Below are 21,810 nucleotides of genomic sequence, written 5' to 3'. Positions count from 1 at the left end.
TGGCACCATGCCATCCTAGATGGGGTTGAAGGGCTTGCTTTAAGGCGCTATACTGATTCATAGGGTTTTCGAGATTAGTGCTATTTCTCATAAAACCCTACTCCCGCCTACTTTTCAAGCTTTTTGTCCTGTACTTAGATCAGTGGATAATCTCACTTAATAAACTCATAATCTCAAAACTGAATCGGGAGGCGGATCAATGAATGATTGCTTGTCAACTCCGAGTTCTGACTGATTACTGATTACTGATTAAGTAGTCGGACATAAATTCTGTTGTCTATCTTAAGAAATGTAAATTGCCGCAATTCTTACTGAATCCTGACTCCTGACGACCGACTCCTTACCCCACAGTTAACTTTACTTTTGTCCAACTACTTACTGATCACTGAAAATGCACCATGCTTCTATTCGGACGGCTAATATCCATCGGGCGATCGCTTTTTATCAACTTCTCGGTTTTACCCCAGAGGAAAGATTCACTACGGGTTATACTTTGGCCTGTTGGCTAACGGGGTTAAACGGACGCATCGAATTAATCCAAATTCCCCAACCGAAACCCGCACCCGATGCCTTTAGTGATCAGCATTATGTCGGTTATTATCACCTGTCTTTTGACCTAACAGAAAATGTCAGCAATTTACCAGAATGGTTAGAAAAATTAACCAATAACTTTCAGCAAGCCCATCAAGAGGATGCTGATTTATATCAACCTTTAAATATTCTTTTACAACCCCAACAACAGATGATCGGCGATCATGTCTATGAAGTCATTTTTATTGCCGATACAGACGGTTTACCCTTGGAATTTATCCGTCGTTTAACCTAAAAAGATTGTCCCACTTCTAAGACTTTTGTTTGGCCGTTGCGAGACAAAATAACCTGTTGATTGCCAACTTCCACTAAAGTCCAACCGTTGATAAATTCCCCCGGAGAAATACGAGTAGTTATCCCCTTATTATCAAATAAAGCTGAAGATCGATCGCCTAAATCCATCACCCCCACCAGGGTATTTTTCACCTGATTATTGGTAGGAATAAGCACTGCCACCGGCGGTTTCACCTCGGGGGCAGCCGGTAATGGTGGCGCAGAAATATCGGGATTTGGGGGTGGAACCGGGACAATTTTGGCAGTGGTTTTAGGGGGTTGGGGATAAACGGGAACGTAAATTCTTTCTATTACCCTAGGAGTATTATTAACCGGTAAATTAGCGGGTGGTGGTGGTGGAACCGTGGCTACCGGAGAAGGGTTATTTTTAGGAGAAGGATAAGGATCGGGGGATGAAGTTTGACCTTGGCGATCGATAATAGTCAGAGATGATTGCAGATAGGCGATAAATTGGCGAGCCTCTGGAGAAACTGTGCCATTTTGAGAGACAGGGGCATTTTTTTGACTGATTAGCCCTGCCACCACCCAACCTAGATAGACGCAAGCAATGACAAAAATAACCTTATCTAGGGGCATTCTGGGATTTTCTTCATGGCCCGCTGCCATATTTTTTGCACTCCTCGATCGCTGCTGTCGTTTCGATTCTAACAGGATAGCGCATCGCCAAAAACAATTTTTAAATTGCTCAAAATGCCCCTAGGGGGGATATAATAGAAAAAGAATGATGTATCTTAATATAAATAAAGTTTTGTAACAATTCTGAAATCCTTTGCTCAACTCTACCCTAGTCCCCGCCAATCCCGATCGCCTGAAACCCCTAGTCCCTAACTGGGAAAAATGTCAATCCGTCTTTTGGACAGCAGCATTTCTGGTATCAGTCCCCGTGTTCCTGCAAGCGCCCCTAGTGCGCTACTATCCCGAAATTAGCCTAGGTTTAACCGTTTTCTGGGTGGGGTTAGGGATTTGGCTGCTCAAACAAGCAAAAATCAGTCTTTGGGGAGATTTACTTTTGGGCTTTAGTTGGAGTTGGTTAGCAGGTTCTCTGTACTGGGGTTGGTGGCGTTGGGAACCGTTGATCCATATTCCCATGGAAGCGATCGGGCTGCCCTTTGTTCTCTGGGGATTATACAAAGGTCGCGGCAAAGTGGGCAATCTTTTCTATCTGGGTTCTTTGTTAGGGACCGCCATCACCGATTTATATTTCTATCTAACGGGACTAATTCCCTACTGGCGACAATTAATGACCGTGGAACTAGATCCCAACCTAGTATCGCCGATATTTGATAACGCCTTGGCCCAAATTCAGACCCCCTGGGGCATCAGTTGGGCGATAGTGCTGCTCAACCTGCTCCTAGCGATCGGTATCTATCCTTTGCAAAAACGGGTATGCCATTGGTGGGCATTTAGCGGAGCCGTATTGAGTACAATTTTAGTCGATGGTTTATTTTGGATTACCGCTTCTCTGGCTTAATGGTTTTTCTAGCTCATTTCCATTTCTAGTCAATAGAATAAACTATATAGTTAGCACCCCCTGTCTATCGCTGCTCATACACCCGTGGCTCTACTAGGACAAAATCCCTATTTACTACTCCATACCGAGAAGGGACAACGTTTTTTCCCTCTCGTGGGGAGACCTTACTGGACAATCGGACGGGGCAAAGATAACGATATCATGATTAAAGATCACTGTATCTCTCGTAATCACGCTATTTTACAATCCACGGAAACAGGAGATTTTTATCTGATCGATCTGGGTAGTCGCAATGGAACTTTTGTCAATGAGAGAAGGTGAGATACTTTCTTCTCTGATTGGCAATTGGTTTCGCCATGCAGGGAGTATTATCCGCAGTTCCGGCAGTTGGGTAGATAAATATATTGGTGATGCGATCATGGCCATCTGGTTTCACGGCCAACAGGAAGTCCATCAAGACGATATCCTGCAAATTTTCGCAGCAATTACGCAACTATACAACGTGACCTGCGCCTTAAGCGAACAATATCCTTTACCCTTCAAATTACGCATCGGTGCGGCAGTGAATACCGGTTATGCCATGGTGGGTAATACTGGCAGCGGTGAACATCCAGATTATACGGCGATCAGCGATACAGTCAACGCCGCTTTTCGTTTAGAGTCGGCTACTAAAGAAATGGGTAGGGATTTAGCCATCGGAGCAACTACCTACAGTTATCTCATCGGTTTACCCTATCTCCACCAAGCTTTCGAGCAACATACCGTCAGTCTGAAAGGATACGACGATAACACTATTACCTACGGAACCACTTTTGATGACTTGGATCGTTTCCTCGATGCCAATAGTAGTGAGGAGATGACCGGAATTACAGGAGTTGCCAGCAGTGTCGGTTTTCAGGATTTAAATTAAATGGGGAGTGGGGAGACGTTTCAGTGATCAGTGATCAGTAAACAGTAATCAGTGAAAAGACAGTAGGAAACTTCTATTTAATACTGTACACTTAAAACTCAAATCTGATCAGTGATCAGTGATCACTGATCAGTGATCACTGATCACTGACTTACTCCTCGGCGGCGGCGAGAACTAAATCTTCCTCTTCCAGGGCGGGAGGGACTTCAATTTCTGCGACTACTTCCGAGACGGTCCGGCCTTCCGCTTCCGCTAGACGTTTTTCTCGGTATTTAATCGCCATTTCTTCCGCTTTTTCAAACACTAACGGGCGATTTTTTAGCATATCTCCCGGTTCTGGTTCTAATTGTTTAGTCGAGAGGGAAATGCGACCTCTTTCGGCATCGAGATCGATAATCATCACTTTCAACTCATCATTGACATTGAAAACCGTGTGGGGGGTGTCAATGTGATCGTGAGAGATTTCGGAAATATGCAGTAAACCACTGACTCCACCGATATCAATGAAAGCACCGTAGGGCTTGATTCCGCGCACGGAACCGATTACCACCTGTCCCACGGCTAAACCGTTCATCTTGCGTTCCACTAAAGCGCGACGATGACTTAAAACCAGACGGTTGCGATCCTCATCCACTTCTAAAAACTTTAAGGGCAATTCCTGACCGACTAAATCCTCTTTCGCTTCTCTGGTGCTAATGTGAGAACCGGGGATAAAGCCGCGGAGACCTTCAATCCTGACTAATGCCCCACCACGGTTAGTGGCGAAAACATTCGAGCGCACGGTAGCATCTTCTTTTTGCAATTGACGCACCCGTTCCCAAGCGCGCATATATTCAATGCGACGGATCGACAGGGTTAGCTGTCCATCTTCATTCTCGTCGGTAAGAATGAAAAATTCCCTGGTTTCGTTGGGTTGTAAAACTTCTTCGGGATTATCGACGCGGTTGATCGACATCTCCTGCACGGGGATAAAAGCGGCGGTTTTAGCACCGATATCGATGAGCGCTCCCCGGGGTTCCATGCTGAAAACAGTCCCGGCGACAACATCTCCCGGACTGAAATGATAATCGTATTTGTCTAGAAGGGCGGCAAAATCTTCATGGGTAAAGCCTATGTTTTTGTTTGCGGTTTTTTGGGTGGTCATGTACGTTGTTTGGTCCTCGGAATTTCCGTAGGTTTTTCCTCCTATGTGATGTACAGTTTCTAAATAAAGGAGATGCCTCCCAATTTAGTTTCTAGGCAGGGCCTAGGGGATGAACTGCCGCATCCTGCTTTCTTGCAGGCAATCTGCCTCAAGAATGACTTTTAAGAATCTAACCAGAGCTTGGACTTTAAATAGCACAAGGGATCCTAATTATAACTGAATCGGGAACTATTTAGGGTTTGCTGAATAAATCTAAAAACATTGTTCGATAAGACTTTTAGACCTTTTTGAAATCCAAAAGTACCGCCTATTGGAGTGATCGGGGGGAAATTTTCAGGACTTTTTCCCTGAAAATTAGGTAATTGACCCCCTGAAAATGGGTAAAACCCTACACCCTACACCCTACACCCCACACCCTGCCCCCAGGAAAAACTTTTTGCCGCAAAGCCTATTTAAGACGAGGTGATCACGCTGGCTTCTTCCACTTGAGACCAAGAAGGATAGGCGCGTTCGATTTCGGAGGATTGCAGCAGAGCTAAAGCGGCGATAAAGTCTCTAATTCCCTGAAAATTGCCGTAAACCGAAGCAAAGCGCACATAGGCCACTTCCGATTCTTGCCGGAGGTATTCTAGGACTAATTGACCGATCTCCTGACTTGTTACCTCCCGTTTTGAGTCTTGCTGCAGACGGGATTCGATATCATTGACGATCGCCTCTAATCTTGAGTGGGGAATGCCGGTTTTTTCGCAAGCGCGAACGATCCCCCGCAGCAATTTAGAGCGATCAAAAGATTCCCGTTTACCATCTTTTTTAATCACCGTGATCGGCACGAATTCGATGCGCTCGTAGGTGGTGAACCGATATTTACACTGTAAGCATTCACGACGACGACGAATGCTCTGACCGTTTTCGGAGGAACGGGACTCTAAAACGCGACTATCGGTATGCTGACAATTAGGACACTGCATAGGAGGCGCTCGGTGAGGGGAACCTTTAATTTAAGCCTTTAAATACGAAAACCAGAGCCGCTAACCTGCTTTTGACAAGCGGGCGGCTCAGGGAAGAAAATTATTAACCTAAACGGAGTTAAGAAATTTACTTTTGAATCCGGGGAGGTTCCCGGAAGGCGATGGCGAAGAAAATTACCGCCAAAGCCATAGTTAAAACCAAAATGTAAGCGACGCTTTCCATGGTTGGACATCCTACAAGATTGCTATGACAATCCTATAGTATCAGGAAATGAGCTTTTCGGCTTGTCTAGGGATGTAATCTACATCCCCAGAATCAGTGGCGATCTATTTAACGCTAACTTTTGCCCCGGCATCTTCCAGTTTTTTCTTGACGGCGGCGGCATCATCTTTGTTGGTGCCTTCTTTAACCGCTTTGGGAGCGGCTTCTACTAGGTCTTTCGCTTCTTTGAGTCCTAAACCGGTCAATTCGCGCACTACCTTGAGGATAGCAATTTTCTTGTCGGCGGGAACTTCTTCAAGAACGACGTTAAATTCGGTTTGTTCTTCCACAACTTCAGCCGCAGCCGCGGGAGCAGCCCCGGGGGCAGCCATCATCATCATGCCACCGGCCGGAGCGGCGGCGCTAACTCCGAAGGTTTCTTCGATACCTTTGACTAATTCAGCAGCTTCTAAGAGGGTAAGGGTTTTGAGTTTTTCTAAGATTTCAGCTACAGCAGACATGGGTTAGACTCCTAATTGTTTTAAGTGATCGATTGGTGCGGTGTTAAGCCGCTTCTTTTTCTTCTTGACGGGCCACGGCATCGACGGCACGGGCCAAAGATGCGGGAACTTCGTTGATGCTGCGGGCCAGTTTGGCGGCAATGGCGTTGATTGCTCCGGCGGCCTGAGCGATTAACTGTTCTTTCGACGGTAAATCGGCGATCGCTTTGATCTGATCTTCTGTTAACAGTTGACCTTTTGTCCCTTCTTTGAGGACACCGCCGCGCAATTCGGTTTTTTTGCTTTCTTTTTTGAACTCTTGATAGGCCTTGAAAGCTCCACCGATATCCTCTTTTACGAGCAGAAAGGCGGATGTTCCCGATAAAAGGCTTTTCATCGGTTCCCAGCCACTATCTTCAGCGATCGCCAAGCCCATCAAAGTATTTTTGGTGACTTTACAAATCGTTCCCGTGGGGCGCAATTTGCGGCGTAGATTGCTGATTTCGGCGACGGTTAAACCTTGATAGTCGATGACCATCGTTAATTGAGCTTCCCTCAGGGAGGTTTTTAATTCTTCTAGAATTACTCCCTTGCTTTCTCTGCTTCTCCCCATCCCTTGTTCACCTCCTGTATGCGGGGGACCGGTTCCACAGGCGCAAAAATAACCCCTTGTAGCGCCGGGGTTGAGTGGAGAGAATCAGTTCAGGCACGACCAAGACAGAAAATATCTCTTTCTTTAGTCTTTTTGGCTGCTGTTTTCTCGCTTTGACCTCGGCAGGGTATTTAAGCTGTTTCGCACCTGCTGTCTTTGGCTTAAGCCAGTGTTTTATTATAACATTATTGCTGGGTTTATGTCAAGCACTAGGAGAGATTGTCCAATGCGATCGCACAGTGTCTTTCATTGTAGCAGTTATCTTAATGGTGAGGTAGGAAGTCTCTGGTTTGAGGGAACGCCGGAACGCTGGAACTGCGGAACATTGGACCTCTTGCATAAATCAACAAATTTTCTTCAAATGTAAGGAAAAGGGGGTGTATGTTAAAGGCTAAAATTTTTTGGGGCTTTTTGCGTCGTCAAGTCCAAACTGGTTGTATTTTGAACTGCCAAAACTATTGAATGTTCTTTGATTCTTTCTACTGTACTTTTGGCTTGGGCAGCAATTAGTTCTGAAGGTGGAAAATAGGGGGAATTACCAAAATCATACCAAATCCGTTTTTAATAGTGTGATTACTGGCACTCCCTGCTCCCCACTCTTCTATGCCTTTTCAACAGGATTTAGTATTAGATTAAGACTTCCCCTATTTTACTCTTCAACTCAACGAACAGGCTCACTTGCTGGGTATGACAGCAGGTAAGCTGCCCGCGCATTTAAATTGCTTGTTGAGACGAGGCAAGAGGCAAGAGGCAACAGTAAAGGGATTGGGGGAGATTCGGCTAATCTTAAGAATAAGCGCTTTAAATGGGTCTTAGCTTAACACCTGAATACAGTCCGCACAAAAATGAATGAGCATGGTGCGTTCCCAAAAATCTATCGGTGGAGCAGCAGGAGTTGCATTAGGGAACGCACCCTACCAGAGCTACTTATAACGAGACAAATGGGGGAGGAGAACCGATGTCATCCGCAAATAGTTGTGTTAGAATGGCGAAAAATTCTCACAATTGATAATTATGTTAGCAGAATTAGCCGCCGCCGAAATCGCTAAAATCGCCTTTGAAGCTGTTATCGGTAAATTAACGGAAGCAGCAATGGATAAAGGTGTAGAATTGTGGCAAAAAATTAAGCAAAAGTTACAAAAGGAACCCACCGCAGCCAAGGTTTTAGCGGCAGCCGAACAAACTAAATCCGAGGCGATGATTGAACAGCAAGTGGTTCCTTTTTTACAGGTAGAAATGCTCAAAGATCCCAATTTTGCCCAAGAAATCCAAACCCTAGCACAACAAATTATGATAATTAATCAGAATCAAACAGAAACGAAAACTCAAATTGGTACGCAAATTAACAAAGATATTAAACAACAATTGAACATTCAAGAAGTTAAGGGTAATTTAAATCTAGGAATCCCTCCTGAATGACTGGCGGATCTGCACCCAAAAGCAGACGCAATAGAAAATAATCGCAGTAGTCAAAGGAGTATTTTAAGGGGAGGAGATGCTCGAAAAAGTCTCGCCTATTGGCAAGGAAGGAAGGAGGAAATCACCCAAATTAAGCAGTTATTTAATGATAAAAATGTTGCGACGATTGGCATCAAAGGAGTTGGAGGAATTGGAAAATCTACCCTAGCCAGTAAAATTTTTGAGGAGGAAATTACCCTCGATCCTTCCCTAGGGGACGATGAAGATTTATTCCCAAAACGCCTTCCCTTTTGGTGGGAAGCGGGAAATCTGGGCGGATTTAGTGGTTTAGCTCGCCAATTCCTGACGGAATTTGGTTATCCCGTCCCCGAAAAAGAAATAGATTTACAGGAAGCTTTAATCAGACAATTGCAACGCCATCGCCACCTAATTATTATCGATAATCTAGAGAGTTTATTAGGGGAAGATGGTTCTTGGAATAATGAATTTTATCAGCAGTTTTTCACTGCTTGGATAGAAAAAGGTGACACGAGCAAAATTATAGTCACCACCAGAGAAAAGCCAAAAACTAGGGGTTTTAACCGTTGGCGTTGGATTGAGCTAAAAGGTTTGAAACCTCCTGAAGGGGCGCAATTGTTAGCAGAATCGCAAATAACAGGGGATCTAGAGAACTTTTCTCGACGGGTGGATGGTCATCCATTACTCCTGCGATTGGTGGCGGATTTAATCTTAGCCGAATTTCCGCAAAACCCCAGTTTAGAAAGGTTAGCGGATTTAGGATTAGGAAATTTATCGCAACTTTTGAGCGATTCGCAGGTGGTGGGGAGTCATCGTCAAGAGACAGTGGGAATTGCTTTAGTTTTAGATGCTAGTTTTCAGCGACTTAGCCAAAGACAGCAAGAATTATTCACTAAAACCAGCATTTATCGCCGAGAATTTGATTCTCCGGCAGCCAAAGCGGTGATGGATAATTACCCGGAGATCGCACTGTCCGAGATCACGGCAGATCTGCGAGAATTACAGCGACGATCATTATTAGAAGAAAAAGAGGAAAATCGCCAGCGAATTTTTAGTTTTCAGCCTTTAGTTTGGGAATATGCACAATACAAAGCCGGCGATCAAAGGGAATTACACCAAAAAGCGATCGCCTATTATCTTTCTATTGCTCAACCCGACTCCTGGGAAATCCTCAACGATGTGCAACCTTACCTAGAAATTTTCTATCATCACTATCAGTTAACCGAGTACGACAATGCTTTTGATATTCTCCGTGCTATCGATGATTTTCTCACCCGACGGGGGTATTATCAAACCCTAGCGGATTATTACCTTGAATTAGTCACTGTTTACCAACAACAGGAGGAGCAAACCAACTGGAAATATACCGCATCCCTCACCAGTTTAGGCAATGCTTACGGTTCACTAGGAGAATACCAAAAAGCGATCGAATTTCATCAACAGTCCTTAGCAATCAAACGGGAAATCGGTGATCGGGGGGGTGAAGCGAAATCCTACGGTAATTTAGGCACTGTTTACGGTTCCCTAGGGGAATACCAAAAAGCGATCGAGTTTTATCAACAGTCTTTAGCAATCGAACGGGAAATCGGCGATCAGGGGGGTGAAGCGAATGCTTGGTTTAATCTGGGACTTACCTACTATAAACTCAAACGTATATCGGAAGCGAAAGAAGCATTTCTTCAGTCGCGGGAATTATTTCAAGCATTGGGGTTAGCAGCGGATGTTCAAAATTGCGATGATGAAATTCGGCAATTAGAAACCCGAAAATATCCCTTAATCGTTGCTTTCTTTCTGGGGGTGGTTAAGTTTCCTTTAGTTTCAATTGGGGGGATAATAGTGGCATTGTGGCGATTGTTAAAAAGATGGTTGACGAAAGCATAATTAGGGGTAGGATGGGTTAGGAATCCCTTATTTTTAACCTGAGTTTGACATCTGCTAAGTAGTCGTGCAAAATAAATTTCCTAGTGAAGAAAGGCAAAAGGCAAGAGGCAAGAGGCAAGGGGGGGTTAGATATGTGTAATTAATTTTGCTTAGGTACTTAGTTTCCCCTCATAACTACCCTAAAGTGAGAAATTATAGTAATATTTCTAAGGATTGCCAGAAAAGAAAGAGCGCCACGCTGCCGTGCCGATCGCTCCTCCTAAAAGGATAATTAACGTCCAAACTTGATTTTTTTGGGTTCCTTCCAGCTTTTCTAGTCTTCTATCCATCCCATCGACTTTCTCAGTTAGTTTTGCCTGTCCCACCTCTAGCTTAGTTAACCGTTCGTCGATTTTCTCAAATTTCTGGTTAATATCTTTCTGTAGGCTGTCAAATTTCTGGTTAACATCTTTCTGTAGGCTGTCAAATTTCTGGTTAAAATCCTTCTGTAGGCTGTCAAATTTCTGGTTAAAATCCTTCTGTAGGCTGTCAAATTTCTGGTTAACATCCTGTTGCAAGGTATCGATTTTTTGGTTAAAATCCTTCTGTAGGCTGTCAAATTTCTGGTTAACATCTTGTTGCAAGGTATCGATTTTTTGGGTGACATCTCTTTGTAGGATATCGATTTTTTGGTTAACTTCCTTGATGCTGTCTTTGATTTCCTTGAGGACAGATTCAAGACTATAAGTAACGGTTTCGTTGGACATTTTGGTAAAGTCCCTGTGAGTAAGTTTTCTTAAGCGCTCTCCGTTGATAGTACACTAATTTTATCTTAACCTCCAGTTGACAGAACCTAAAATCCTAGACTTTCGCATCTAGCGCACACTGGAAGTTTTTCGGTGATGTTTTTGCTAATTTGATTCTTACTCATCCACCTAGCAGTATGGCGATTGTTAAAACGCTGGTTTAGGAAAGCATAATTGCGTAGGGTCAATTTTATCTCTAGATTAGCGGAGAGAACGAATCTGCAATTGGTAATAATTCTCGTCTAAACCTTGATTATGCTTGTTATTAACCGAATTAAGCTGTTTTTGCAGTGCCAAAATGCGATCGCTGGTAGCGGGATGGGTGCTGAGAATTGCGGGGGTAGAAGCCCCCTGTTGTGCTAATTTTCCCATAAAGGAGATCATCGCCTTGGCTGCATAACCGGCCTCAGCTAGATTGTTTAAACCCAGTTGGTCCGCCTCTAATTCATCCTTGCGACTATTGGGCAGATTATAGGCGAGATTGACCCCCAATTGTACCCAAGTTTTTGTGTCTAATCCCGCCGCGCTGAGAAGTCCTTGGGCGAGGGCAGTATTGCGTAATTGGGTGATAGAATGACGACCGACGATATGGCCGATTTCATGGGCAATAACACTGGCTAATTCTGCCTCATTATCAGCAGTTTTAATCAATCCCGTGTGTAAATAGACAAATCCGCCCATAGTAGCGAAGGCGTTAATGCTATTGTCGCGCAGCACGTGAAAAGTGTAGGGAAGGTCAGGGCGATCGCTAGTTGCCGCTAATCGCTGCCCGATTTCTTGGACATATTGGTTAATTCTGGCATCTTTGGACAGTTGTATCTTGCCTGATTCTAATAAACCCTGATTAATCTGCTTACCGAGGGCGACTTCCTGCTGAGGAGAAATAGTGGCGAGTTGAATAACTTGCACACCGCGAAAAAGTAAATCCATCCACGAGCGTGCGAAACTAGGTTGGGGATTGATCATCCCGATACTGAGGGTGAGCAGCAGAGTAATAAGGGTTAATAGCCAAAAACGGCAGAAAATAGGGCGCATAGACGATTCGATCCCATAAAAACCTCATTCCCATTCTAGACAGTCAACATCACCCTTTGCCGGTTACGTACCTAAGCAAAATTAATTACACATATCTAACCATCTCTTGCCTCTTGCCTCTTGCAAGAGTGCCTATCTTCACTAGGAAATTTATTTTGCACGACTACTCACTGTCCCCGATTGGTTTGATAGACGTAAAAGTTAAATAAATCGAATAAACTGCCAACAAAAGCAAAGGTGACAGCGATGGTGAACATTCCTTGTAGGGGATAACCGCCGCCGAAAATGGTTAAAAATTGCAGGATTTGGCTAAAACCGGTCTGAGAAACCCAAGTAAAGCCGGGGACGTGACTGGTGGCGAATAAAGCAGCTAAAATAGAACCCACCAAGAGGACGGGGGCAACAAAACTTAATAGGGTGGAAAATAGCAGGGAACGGAGCAAAGTAAGCATGAATGCTGATCTCCAGAGAATTAGCGGGCGATCGAACGGGAATAGGAATCTACACTCGCTCCCCTCTAGGATATACGTTCATCTCGGCTGGGGGCGGTTTGTTAAAAAATCTTAAAATATCATTAAGATTCTTGGTTAACAACGATTAAGTGGTACACGGCGTCGGGTGTGGGGTGTGGGGTGTGGGGTGTGGCCCCCCAACCCCACCGACATCGGGGGTGTGGGGTGTGGGGAGAATAAATAGAAATAATCTCCTGCCTTTTGCCTCCTGCCTTTTGCCTTTTGCCGACCGCCGACCGACGACCGACGACCGATCACGGGTAACTGATCACTGATAACTGGAACTACCTGAAGCATTGATCCCCGTGGTGTGGTACTGTCAATTCAGTGTGTTTATCGGCACTGGCTTAAGATTTGTCGCTATTGTCCTCCCCTTCTCCTGTCGCTGTTTTTGAGGCTTTCTATGACCGACATTCCTTTCACCCTAGACCAACTGAGAATTATCAAAGCGATCGCTGCCGAAGGAAGCTTTAAACGGGCGGCAGATACCCTGTATGTATCTCAACCGGCGGTCAGTCTTCAGGTACAAAACCTCGAAAAACAGCTAAATGTGCCGTTATTTGACCGGGGCGGTCGGAAAGCCCAATTAACGGAAGCGGGACACCTACTCTTAAGCTACGGCGAAAAAATTATCACTCTCTGTCAAGAAACCTGTCGGGCGATCGAAGATCTACAAAATCTGCAAGGGGGAACCCTGATCATCGGAGCTTCCCAAACCACGGGAACCTATCTTCTTCCCCGCATGATCGGGCTTTTTCGGCAAAAATACCCAGAAGTATCCGTACAGCTACAAGTTCATTCCACCCGTCGCACCTCTTGGAGCGTTTCTAACGGTCAAGTGGATTTAGCCATTATCGGGGGAGAAGTTCCCGCCGAATTACAAGAAACCCTGCGGATTATCCCCTACGCAGACGATGAACTGGCTTTAGTCCTGCCTATTTTTCATCCTCTGTCTAAGGTAGAAATGATTCAAAAAGAGGATTTATATCGACTAAAATTTATCACCCTCGATTCCCAATCGACGATTCGCAAAGTCATCGACAAGGTTTTAACCCGTTGCGAGATCGATACCAAACGCTTAAAAGTGGAGATGGAACTTAACTCGATCGAGGCGATTAAAAATGCTGTACAATCCGGGTTAGGGGCGGCTTTTGTCTCGGTGACAGCGATCGAAAAAGAACTACAAATGGGTGTGATCCACGCTACCCGAATTAAAGACGTGGAAATACGACGCACTTTATCGGTAATTATTAACCCAAATCGTTATCGCTCAAAAGCGGCCGAAGCTTTTACCCTGGAAATACTACCCCAATTCTCCACCTATCCGGAATATCTGGCTGACGACCACAACTTTGAACCGATTCCTAACTCGCAACCCGCCGAAATTATGAGTAAATAAGTCGATCGAGACGGGCTAAATCTCCCTCGGAACATTTAAGCTATCTCTTGGGAAAATTACTGCCGGGATAAATTACTTTTTTATCGACTTTAATCCAATGGAGACTCTCTAAACGACTTCTAAGATTAGTAATAGTTACTCCCAACTCGTCGGCGATCGCATACAGATGTCCCCATTTAGTCAAGTCACGGCCCTTGATGGCTTTCTCTAACTCACTCATCGCCATTAGTAAACAACTGGCAAAATATTGGGCTTGCCATTCAATTCTTTGGCTAGAATCAACTGTCCGACACAGAAAAGGTTGAATTGTCTCTAGGGAATCTCCCTGATTGATTCGATCCAAAAAGTTAGAGACAGCCGTTTGATTAATATGAAGAACAAAATGACCAATTTCATGGGCTAAACTCGAATTTTTAAAACCTTCTTTTGCCAGGGATGAATTTTGAGAATCTCTTAAGAATTTTACATCTTCATTGAGAATAATTTTCTTTTCTGTGGGAATAATCATCGCGGCGATTTCTCCCTCTTTATCTGGCTTTATGTCCGTCCATTCAATAGCCAAATCAAAATGATCGGCCGTCGCTTCCGCAATATCGCAATTTTTTAAGGGACGACGACGATGAGCTTTTACTTTCTTCAGAATATCGTCTGCCTGAGTTTCAATCACTGCTTTGGGAATAAAACTATAGGGTTTAATAATATCCAAGATATCTACTCCTGCTCATCTAATTTTGTCGCCTCAGAAATAATTTTTTTGGCAAAATTGGGATTGTCTTTCATGCGACGCAATAAAATCGGCATTTGTTGGTATTTTTGAACTAATTCTTTAAAGACTTTTTGATCATCTGAACTAATTCGTCCCGCCAATTCCCCTAAGGTTTGAGCATTTAATTTTAAATGAGTCGCTAAGGACTCAATAACTTGCTGACTAGGAGGATAACCCGCATGATCATTTTCTAGCTTCGATAGATAGGTATAGTCCACCCCAATCAACTTAGCTAGTTCTCTCTGACTATATTCTTCCTCTCGACGAGCTTTGCGGATAACCTGTCCAAATGTTTCTGACACTGCTTTTCTCTCAATCGCTCAAAAAAATTATATCAAGGGTTGACTTAAATAGTCAACATAGGCTAGAGTTAGTTTATTGGTGTTGATTATTTTAGTCAACACCAGAGCAAACACTGCCGTGTCATCCTAGCATTATCCTGACCGAGGGGAAAAATTGTGTCCTGTCAGTTTCCCAAAAAGCCTTGGCATCCTCCAATGAGCTATAGTCTTTGGCGATCGCTTAAACCAGCGATTGGCTATGAGAATTGGCATTGTCAGACAAAACGGGGGTTTGAAAAAGCGCGAAACAAAGAACCAGAAGTTCAAAGATTACTATCGCAAGATAATCAGTCGCAAAAAATTGGTAAGTTGGCACAACGAGGAGTTTTTGAGTTTCATCAAGAGCCGGCGAGATTATCAGGTTCCCATGGGGTGGAACAAGTGGCAGAAATCCTGCAATTAAATCAAGAATCTCCAGAAATTAAAGCCAGGGTTTTAGTAATTTTAAACAATTACTATCAACAACCAATTTTATTGAATAAAGAGATTATTAATTTATCTAGAGGCGATGAAGGTTATCCAGAACCTATTGTTATCGAGCAAGGTAACTATCGGTTTAATTTGTCCGCTGCCTTTGATTGTATTTTTAGAGAAGCTGATGACACTATACATATTTTAGATTTGAAAACTGGTCAATCTAATTTTGATCGTCGTCAGGCTCATGTTTATTTGCTGGCGGCTAGTTACCTTTATCATCAGGAAAAAATTGTCGCTTCTTTTTACAATTTAGAAACCCAAACAAGCTCAGAAAATATCTCCCTGTCTTCCAAGGCAATAGAAGCAGTTAAAATCGAACTAGCTTCCCTGTCCAAAAAACATCAACAACAACTAAAAAAATATAAAGATCACCCCGAAGATTTTTATCATATTTTCCCGCCCCAAAGTGGCTATGCTTGTTGTTATTGTCCTTTTACATCGATTTGTGATTATGCAAATAAGGAGGTTTAGATTATGAATTACACAGCAGCTAACACAGCCAATTCTCCAACATTTTTGAGTGAAATTAGTTCCTTAACTCTCAAGAATAATTGTTTAAATTGTTTTAAGCTTAATCATCAAGTTACTAGAAAAATAGGTAATCGTTTTAGTTGGCAATTCAGTCATAAGTTTCCCGATGTGGTGGTTATTTTTGAAGATAATTGTTTTTGGGTATTAGCTAAAGATGAAAAATCTCTTCCCTCTCCACAACAGTGGAAAGAAGCTTTATCAGATATTCAAGAGGTTTTACGAGAAGATATTGGCGATCACTATTATTCTATTCATTGGCTAAAAGACTGGCAGATAACAGCTTTAGTCACAGCACAATTGGCAGTTAGAATTCTGAAAATATTTGGTAAATTTTCCTATCCAATAGTTTTTCCCAAAGATAGTCAGATAAGTGAAAACCAAGTACAGGTAAGGAGAGAAGTTAACTTTTGGGCAGAAATCATCAATGACACCGATCCGGCTATTTGTTTAACTGTTGAAAGTAGTATTGTCTATAGTGGAGATTTAGAACAATTTTATGAAAATCACCCCTATAGACAAGATGCTGTTAAATTATTAGTAGGGTTAAAGGTTAAAGATATAGAAACCAATGGGACAGCTAAAATTATTAAAATAGCGGGTACAATTGGGGAAAAAAGAGAGGAACTATTAACAAAAGCTACGGGTTCAATTAGTCGAAGAAAATTAGAAGAAGCTCATCCAGAGCAGCCGGTGGTTGCGGTACAATTTGGCAAAAATTCCCAGGAGTATATTTATCCATTGGCAGCTTTAAAACCCTGTGTAACTGATAAGGATGAGAGTTTATTTCAAGTCAATTACGGAGACTTATTAAAGGAAACAAAAATTTCCTATGCTGAACGACAAAAACTATTAAAGTTATATAAGCAGGAGGCACAAAAGACTTTAAATAACTTTGATTTTCAGTTAAGAGAAAGAAGTATTAACAGCCAAGAATACCCCGCATTATTTTGGACTCCTCCCATTTCTCTTGAGCAAACTTCTATCTTATTTGGTCAGGGAGAAAGGGGAGAAAAAAGAAAAACTCTCAAAGGATTGTCGAAGGGTGGTGTATATAAACGTCATCCGGAATATGAGGCTCCTGCTCGTAAGATTCGTTTAGCTATTCTCAAACCAGCTAATTTGAAAGTGGGAGATTTTAGAGAACAATTAGAAAAGCGATTAAAACTTTATAAATTTGAGACTATTTTGCCACCAGAGAATCAAATAAATTTTTCTGTCGAAGGTGTAGGATCCGAAAAAAGAGCTAGACTGGAAGAAGCAGTTGATCAATTAATTCGAGGAGAAATTCCTGTAGATATTGCCTTAGTATTTCTTCCCCAGTCTGATCGCAATGCGGATAATACTGAAGAAGGGAGTTTATATTCCTGGATTAAAAAAAAGTTTCTGGATCGTGGAGTTATAACTCAAATGATTTATGAGAAGACTTTAAATGATAAGAGCAACTATAAGAATATTCTCAATCAAGTTGTCCCAGGGATCCTAGCCAAATTAGGAAATTTACCCTATGTCCTTGCTGAACCTCTAGAAATTGCCGATTATTTTATTGGTTTAGATGTGGGAAGGATGCCTAAAAAAAATCTTCCGGGGAGTCTCAATGTTTGTGCAAGTGTGCGACTATATGGCAAACAGGGAGAATTTGTTCGCTGTCGGGTAGAAGATAGTTTAACCGAGGGAGAAGAAATTCCTCAACGTATGCTGGAAAATTTTTTACCGCAAGCTGAACTAAAAAATCAGACAGTTCTCATTTACAGAGATGGGAAATTTCAAGGAAAGGAGGTTGACAATTTACTGGCAAGAGCGAGAGCAATTAAGTCTAAATTTATTCTCGTAGAATGCTATAAAACTGGCATTCCTAGACTTTATAATTTTAAGCAAAAACAGATAGATGCTCCCTCAAAAGGATTAGCTTTTGCTTTATCAAAGCGGGAAGTTATCCTGATAACGTCCCAAGTTTCTGAACAAATAGGTGTTCCTCGTCCCTTACGCTTAAAAGTTCATGAATTAGGAGAGCCAGTAAATTTAAAACAGTTAGTTGACACTACGTTAAAATTAACTTTACTTCACTATGGTTCTCTCAAAGACCCCCGTTTACCTATCCCTTTGTATGGAGCGGATATTATTGCTTATCGACGCTTACAAGGAATTTATCCTAGTTTATTAGAAGATGATTGTCAATTCTGGCTTTAGAGAGGAAAATTATGTAAGTAGTCGTGCAAAATAAATTTCCTAGTGAAGATAGGCACAAGGCAAGAGGCACAAGGCAAAAGGCAAAAGCTTTATCGAAATGTGTAATTAATTTTGCTTAGGTACTTAGTAATTCCCATAGCAATCTACACCATCTAGAAAAATTAGTCAGTGATTTAGTTACCCAAATTAGTTTACTGACGGCAGAAAATCGAGTGTTCAAAGAAGGACTTACACCGAGAAAATTGATGTTGACAAGCCGAAAATTTATCTCTAGGTTAAATTACACAACTTGTTTTTCTGGGGGAGCAAGCTTTAGATTTTTTTCTTATTTCTTTGAGCGAAAAATGTCTATTATCAAAGGCGATATTATCCCGCCAATTTATGTTACCAGCGATCGGTCAAAATCATCCCCAATCTGGTAATTACGCCCCCCTAGATAGCCATCTCTGGGCCGATGCCACCTATCCCCTCGGGGCGCATTATCGGGGCGATAGTGTCACCTTTGCCGTCTATTCTAAAAATGCCAGTCAGATTCTTCTGGAAATCTACGATCGCCCGACGGGAGAAAACGCTAAGTATGATTACTGGTTGACAAAAAACCGAAATGATGATATATGGCGGGCAAAAATCGCCGGTATTGCCCAGGGCAGTTACTACGCTTTTCGCTGTTGGGGTTCCAATTGGCAATTTGATCAAAAATGGCAAAGAGGCCACAGTAACGCTGGTTTTCGGGCAGATGTGGACAATTTCGGCCATCGTTTTAACCCCAATAAAGTCCTCTTCGATCCCTACGCGCGAGAACTTTCCCACGACCTTGAAACCCCGGCCATGATCGCGGCCGGAGAAAATGCGGGAATGTATGCCACGGGAGAAGGGGACTACAAAGGAGTGATCCAGCGGCAATACGATACGGGTAAATGGTCGCCCAAAGGCATTGTGATCGCACCGGATGGGACTTCTACCGGGATTCGTCCCCGTCTGGGTGCGGAAAAAGCGATCATTTATGAGGCCCATGTGCGCGGTTTAAGCAATCACCCCTCTGCTAGTCGTTTAGAAGATATTCTCAAGGGAATTAGGGGTTTTGAGGAAGTGGCCAACGTTCCCGACCAGTACAGAGGAACTTATGCAGGGGCCGGCTATATGGCCAAATACCTGAAAGCGCTAGGATTTACCACGATCGAACTCTTACCGGTCCAAGAAACCGCTAACGATAATAACCCCGACGATCGCCCCAGCGGTAACTATTGGGGTTACATGACCTTTGGTTATTTCGCCCCCGATCGCCGTTATGCTTATGATCGCTCCCCCGGGGGACCGACCAGAGAATTTAAGGCCATGGTCAAAGCTTTCCACGACCAAGGTATGGAAGTTTATCTCGATGTGGTCTATAATCACACCGGAGAAGGGGGCAATTGGGGCAGCAACGATGTCACCGGATTTGTTAGTTTTGGTGGTTTTGATGTGGTGGAATACTATCAACTCACCGATGAACATTATCTAGTCGATGGGGCGACAGGCTGCGGAAATCAATTAAACTTTTCCCATATTGTCACCTGTAATCTGGTTCTTGATTCCCTCACCTATTGGTTAGAAACCATGGGAGTTGATGGTTTTCGTTTTGATCTGGCCCCCGTCCTCGGCCGAACTCCTTCTAGTCATCAACGAGAAGATCGGGGCAAACAAAAACAATTCTTCCCTAAACATACTTTGTTAGAAAAGATCGAGAAATTAGGCAAGAAATACGATGCCGAAATGATCGCCGAAGCTTGGGATAGCTGGGGTTACGAAGTGGGGAATTTCCCGACGGGTTGGGGCGAGTGGAATGGCCGTTATCGCGATGCAATTCGGCGTTTTTTAAAGGGAGATGGTAATACTTTTAAATTCATCGAACAGGTGAACGGAGATTATTGCAATTTTAACGACCAAGGCGGACCACAAAAATCGATCGATTTTATTGTTGCCCACGATGGTTTTACCCTGATGGATTTGGTCAGTTATAACCATAAAAATAACCTCACTCCCTGGCCCTTTGGCCCTTCCGATGGCGGCAATAATAATAACGATTCTTGGGATTCTGGGGGTGATCATGCCCTACGTCGCCAAAGATTACGCAACTTTTGGACGATTCAATTTTTGTCTCGCGGTGTTCCCATGACTATCTGGGGCGATGAATTTGGCCGCAGCCAAAATGGTAATAATAATCCCTACAATATTGATAGTGTGGCCACTTGGAATAATTATGATATGATTGCCACCCGTTCACCCCATCTACTGCCCACGGGTTATCGGGAAGCTTATCACAATAATTTTGGCACGGGAACTAATCAAGAAGAACGCAATCCTTTATTTATTTTTGCCGCTTATATTGCTCACTTAAGAAACAATCATATAGCACTAAAACAGCGCCGCTATGGCGATATGGTTCTCGATGCAGGCAATGATGTCACCTATTTATTTAAAAAACCCGATGGGGTTAGCGATTTAACTGCCGATGATCGCTGTATTTGGTTTTTAATTGATGGTAGTGCCGTCGGCGATCACGATTTTTTGGTGTTAATTAATATGTATCATCTGCCGGTGGATTTTCGTCTTCCCTCATCATCCAATAATTATCGTTGGCTAAGAATTATTGACACGGCAGCTTGGGCAGAAACCAATTATAATTGTTGGTCTGTGGATCAAGGGACAGTAATTGCCGATAACTATAAAGTCAATGGTTTTTCGATCGTGGTTTGCGAGGAGATTAACTGATACTAAATCCGTTGAGTATAGGCTACATATCAGGAGAGGCAATAGGCAATAGGCAAAAGGCAAAACGGAGAATAAATAATCAATTTTTAATAACCGGATTTAGTATGAACTACCCACACCGATATCGGGGGTAATTTGGGGACCGATCGGGCAGCTGGCTAATATTGAGATCGAGATCGATCCTATGCCGATTTCTGCTATATTTTTGGCAACAGGGAAATATAGACCCCGGCTGCATCTTATGTTTTGCAACCCGAACTTAGCCCAAAATTGCCGTTAAATGTCTAAAACTAAAAGTAGTGTCATTATCCTAACCGTAATTTGTATTATCGCCACGGCGATCGGAATTTATCTGATCGGTGGTATCGACTCCCAACAATTACAGATCTGGTTAAAACAAATGGGAATTATGGCCCCCATTTTGTATATTATTCTCTATACGATCGGGACAATTTTAATCCTGCCTTCTACCCCCTTAAACCTCAGTGGTGGGGCTATCTTTGGGGTAGTTATGGGAACAGTTTGGACAACGATCGCCGCTTTGGTGGCCGCTATAGTTGCCTTTGCTTTTACTCGTACTATTGGCCGGGAATATACCGCCAAAAAATTTCAGGGAAAATGGCAAGCGATCGATGCAGAAATGCAGCAAGGCGGCCTATTTTATATGTTTGCTATCCGTCTATTACCGATTATTCCCTACGGTATCGTTAACTTTGTTGCGGGATTAACTTCTATCCGTTTTCGCGATTATTTGATCGGTACTTTATTAGGCACTGTCCCCGGAATTTTACCCTTTGTCATGATGGGTGCGGGTTTAAAATCTTTAGGAAAAGGCGATATATTGCCCCTAATGGTGGCTTTTACCCTTATTGCCCTGTTAGTAGGTGTGGGAACTTGGTATCGTCGTCGTCGGCAATTCCCCTTTCAGTGATCAGTTATCAGTTATCAGTTATCAGATTGGAGTTTTAAGTAGATA

At 43.1% G+C, this 21,810-nt stretch carries 21 protein-coding genes, 2 pseudogenes and 1 other annotated feature; of the genes and pseudogenes, 11 read left to right on the top strand and 12 right to left on the bottom strand.

From position 1 onward, the window contains the following. The first annotated feature begins 391 nt into the window (after positions 1 to 391). Positions 392 to 826: a VOC family protein gene (locus O9334_RS11630; RefSeq protein ID WP_045357775.1), complete on the top strand. Its 435-nt coding sequence runs from the start codon at positions 392 to 394 to the stop codon at positions 824 to 826. On the opposite strand, the gene O9334_RS11625 is transcribed toward O9334_RS11630, so the two are convergent. Continuing rightward, positions 823 to 1,491: a hypothetical protein gene (locus O9334_RS11625; protein ID WP_045357772.1), complete on the bottom strand. Its 669-nt coding sequence runs from the start codon at positions 1,489 to 1,491 to the stop codon at positions 823 to 825. The genes O9334_RS11630 and O9334_RS11625 overlap by 4 nt on opposite strands. Before the next feature lie 163 nt (positions 1,492 to 1,654). On the opposite strand from O9334_RS11625, the gene O9334_RS11620 reads away from it, so the two are divergent. Together O9334_RS11620 and O9334_RS11615 are read left to right on the top strand one after the other, a co-directional pair. Then, positions 1,655 to 2,356, top strand: coding sequence for a DUF3120 domain-containing protein (locus tag O9334_RS11620; RefSeq protein ID WP_045357769.1), 702 nt, complete (start codon positions 1,655 to 1,657; stop codon positions 2,354 to 2,356). An 84-nt stretch (positions 2,357 to 2,440) separates the two neighbouring features. After that, a pseudogene (locus O9334_RS11615) lies at positions 2,441 to 3,266 on the top strand (FHA domain-containing protein). A gap of 151 nt (positions 3,267 to 3,417) precedes the next feature. On the opposite strand, the gene O9334_RS11610 reads toward O9334_RS11615, so the two are convergent. The 6 genes and pseudogenes from O9334_RS11610 to O9334_RS11585 form a co-directional block, all read right to left on the bottom strand. Then, a complete protein-coding gene (locus O9334_RS11610; protein WP_002757124.1) occupies positions 3,418 to 4,410 on the bottom strand; it encodes a 30S ribosomal protein S1 in 993 nt (330 codons plus the stop codon). 452 nt (positions 4,411 to 4,862) lie between these two features. Continuing rightward, positions 4,863 to 5,378: a transcriptional regulator NrdR gene (gene nrdR, locus O9334_RS11605; protein ID WP_045357764.1), complete on the bottom strand. Its 516-nt coding sequence runs from the start codon at positions 5,376 to 5,378 to the stop codon at positions 4,863 to 4,865. 127 nt (positions 5,379 to 5,505) lie between these two features. After that, on the bottom strand, positions 5,506 to 5,601 hold the full coding sequence (locus tag O9334_RS11600) for a photosystem II reaction center protein T (protein WP_071823417.1): 96 nt from the start codon (positions 5,599 to 5,601) through the stop codon (positions 5,506 to 5,508). Positions 5,602 to 5,705: 104 nt separating this feature from the next. Next, positions 5,706 to 6,101: a 50S ribosomal protein L7/L12 gene (gene rplL / locus O9334_RS11595; protein ID WP_045357761.1), complete on the bottom strand. Its 396-nt coding sequence runs from the start codon at positions 6,099 to 6,101 to the stop codon at positions 5,706 to 5,708. Between the two features lie 43 nt (positions 6,102 to 6,144). Then, complete coding sequence (gene rplJ, locus O9334_RS11590) at positions 6,145 to 6,693, bottom strand: 50S ribosomal protein L10 (protein ID WP_002757128.1); 549 nt, start codon at positions 6,691 to 6,693, stop codon at positions 6,145 to 6,147. A gap of 97 nt (positions 6,694 to 6,790) precedes the next feature. After that, positions 6,791 to 6,910 (bottom strand) — a sequence feature (ribosomal protein L10 leader region). Positions 6,911 to 7,131: 221 nt separating this feature from the next. Then, positions 7,132 to 7,281: pseudogene (locus tag O9334_RS11585) on the bottom strand (IS4 family transposase); the annotation flags it as partial. Positions 7,282 to 7,746: 465 nt separating this feature from the next. On the opposite strand from O9334_RS11585, the gene O9334_RS11580 reads away from it, so the two are divergent. Further along, positions 7,747 to 8,151 carry a hypothetical protein gene (locus tag O9334_RS11580; RefSeq protein WP_288000339.1) on the top strand — a complete coding sequence of 135 codons (405 nt, stop codon included), beginning with the start codon at positions 7,747 to 7,749 and terminating at the stop codon, positions 8,149 to 8,151. After that, complete coding sequence (locus O9334_RS11575) at positions 8,152 to 10,050, top strand: tetratricopeptide repeat protein (protein ID WP_502846542.1); 1,899 nt, start codon at positions 8,152 to 8,154, stop codon at positions 10,048 to 10,050. Positions 10,051 to 10,256: 206 nt separating this feature from the next. Here O9334_RS11575 and O9334_RS11570 read toward each other — a convergent pair whose 3' ends face one another. The 3 genes from O9334_RS11570 to O9334_RS11560 all read right to left on the bottom strand — a co-directional run bounded on the left by O9334_RS11570 (position 10,257) and on the right by O9334_RS11560 (position 12,322). Next, entirely contained in the window at positions 10,257 to 10,796 is a 540-nt protein-coding gene (locus O9334_RS11570) for a DUF4164 family protein (protein WP_045357756.1), read from the bottom strand. 240 nt (positions 10,797 to 11,036) lie between these two features. After that, complete coding sequence (locus tag O9334_RS11565; RefSeq protein WP_045357754.1) at positions 11,037 to 11,870, bottom strand: M48 family metallopeptidase; 834 nt, start codon at positions 11,868 to 11,870, stop codon at positions 11,037 to 11,039. Positions 11,871 to 12,037: 167 nt separating this feature from the next. Next, a complete protein-coding gene (locus tag O9334_RS11560) occupies positions 12,038 to 12,322 on the bottom strand; it encodes a hypothetical protein (protein ID WP_045357752.1) in 285 nt (94 codons plus the stop codon). 149 nt (positions 12,323 to 12,471) lie between these two features. Here O9334_RS11560 and O9334_RS11555 point away from each other — a divergent pair, with 149 nt between their 5' ends. Together O9334_RS11555 and O9334_RS11550 are read left to right on the top strand one after the other, a co-directional pair. Continuing rightward, the gene (locus O9334_RS11555; protein ID WP_288000337.1) at positions 12,472 to 12,657 is read left to right on the top strand and encodes a hypothetical protein; all 186 of its coding nucleotides are present in this window, start codon (positions 12,472 to 12,474) and stop codon (positions 12,655 to 12,657) included. A 128-nt stretch (positions 12,658 to 12,785) separates the two neighbouring features. Continuing rightward, the gene (locus O9334_RS11550) at positions 12,786 to 13,781 is read left to right on the top strand and encodes a LysR family transcriptional regulator (RefSeq protein ID WP_190380691.1); all 996 of its coding nucleotides are present in this window, start codon (positions 12,786 to 12,788) and stop codon (positions 13,779 to 13,781) included. Between the two features lie 40 nt (positions 13,782 to 13,821). On the opposite strand, the gene O9334_RS11545 is transcribed toward O9334_RS11550, so the two are convergent. Together O9334_RS11545 and O9334_RS11540 are read right to left on the bottom strand one after the other, a co-directional pair. Next, positions 13,822 to 14,487 (bottom strand): ImmA/IrrE family metallo-endopeptidase, encoded by a 666-nt coding sequence (locus O9334_RS11545; protein ID WP_288000336.1) that lies wholly within the window; start codon positions 14,485 to 14,487, stop codon positions 13,822 to 13,824. Between the two features lie 5 nt (positions 14,488 to 14,492). Then, positions 14,493 to 14,849: a helix-turn-helix domain-containing protein gene (locus tag O9334_RS11540; RefSeq protein ID WP_045357746.1), complete on the bottom strand. Its 357-nt coding sequence runs from the start codon at positions 14,847 to 14,849 to the stop codon at positions 14,493 to 14,495. Positions 14,850 to 15,044: 195 nt separating this feature from the next. Here O9334_RS11540 and O9334_RS11535 point away from each other — a divergent pair, with 195 nt between their 5' ends. The 4 genes from O9334_RS11535 to O9334_RS11520 all read left to right on the top strand — a co-directional run bounded on the left by O9334_RS11535 (position 15,045) and on the right by O9334_RS11520 (position 21,765). Beyond that, complete coding sequence (locus O9334_RS11535) at positions 15,045 to 15,836, top strand: PD-(D/E)XK nuclease family protein (RefSeq protein ID WP_353737866.1); 792 nt, start codon at positions 15,045 to 15,047, stop codon at positions 15,834 to 15,836. A gap of 3 nt (positions 15,837 to 15,839) precedes the next feature. Further along, the gene (locus tag O9334_RS11530) at positions 15,840 to 18,083 is read left to right on the top strand and encodes a Piwi domain-containing protein (RefSeq protein ID WP_288000334.1); all 2,244 of its coding nucleotides are present in this window, start codon (positions 15,840 to 15,842) and stop codon (positions 18,081 to 18,083) included. A gap of 381 nt (positions 18,084 to 18,464) precedes the next feature. After that, the gene (locus O9334_RS11525) at positions 18,465 to 20,834 is read left to right on the top strand and encodes a glycogen debranching protein (RefSeq protein ID WP_288000333.1); all 2,370 of its coding nucleotides are present in this window, start codon (positions 18,465 to 18,467) and stop codon (positions 20,832 to 20,834) included. Between the two features lie 280 nt (positions 20,835 to 21,114). Continuing rightward, a complete protein-coding gene (locus O9334_RS11520) occupies positions 21,115 to 21,765 on the top strand; it encodes a TVP38/TMEM64 family protein (RefSeq protein ID WP_288000332.1) in 651 nt (216 codons plus the stop codon). Positions 21,766 to 21,810: the final 45 nt, after the last annotated feature.

Origin of the sequence: Microcystis sp. LE19-8.1F (assembly GCF_027531715.1) — a bacterium.
GTDB classification, from domain to species: Bacteria; Cyanobacteriota; Cyanobacteriia; order Cyanobacteriales; family Microcystaceae; genus Microcystis; species Microcystis wesenbergii_A.
The sequence above is the reverse complement of the archived record's forward strand: the minus strand, read 5'-3'. Positions and strand labels throughout refer to the sequence as shown.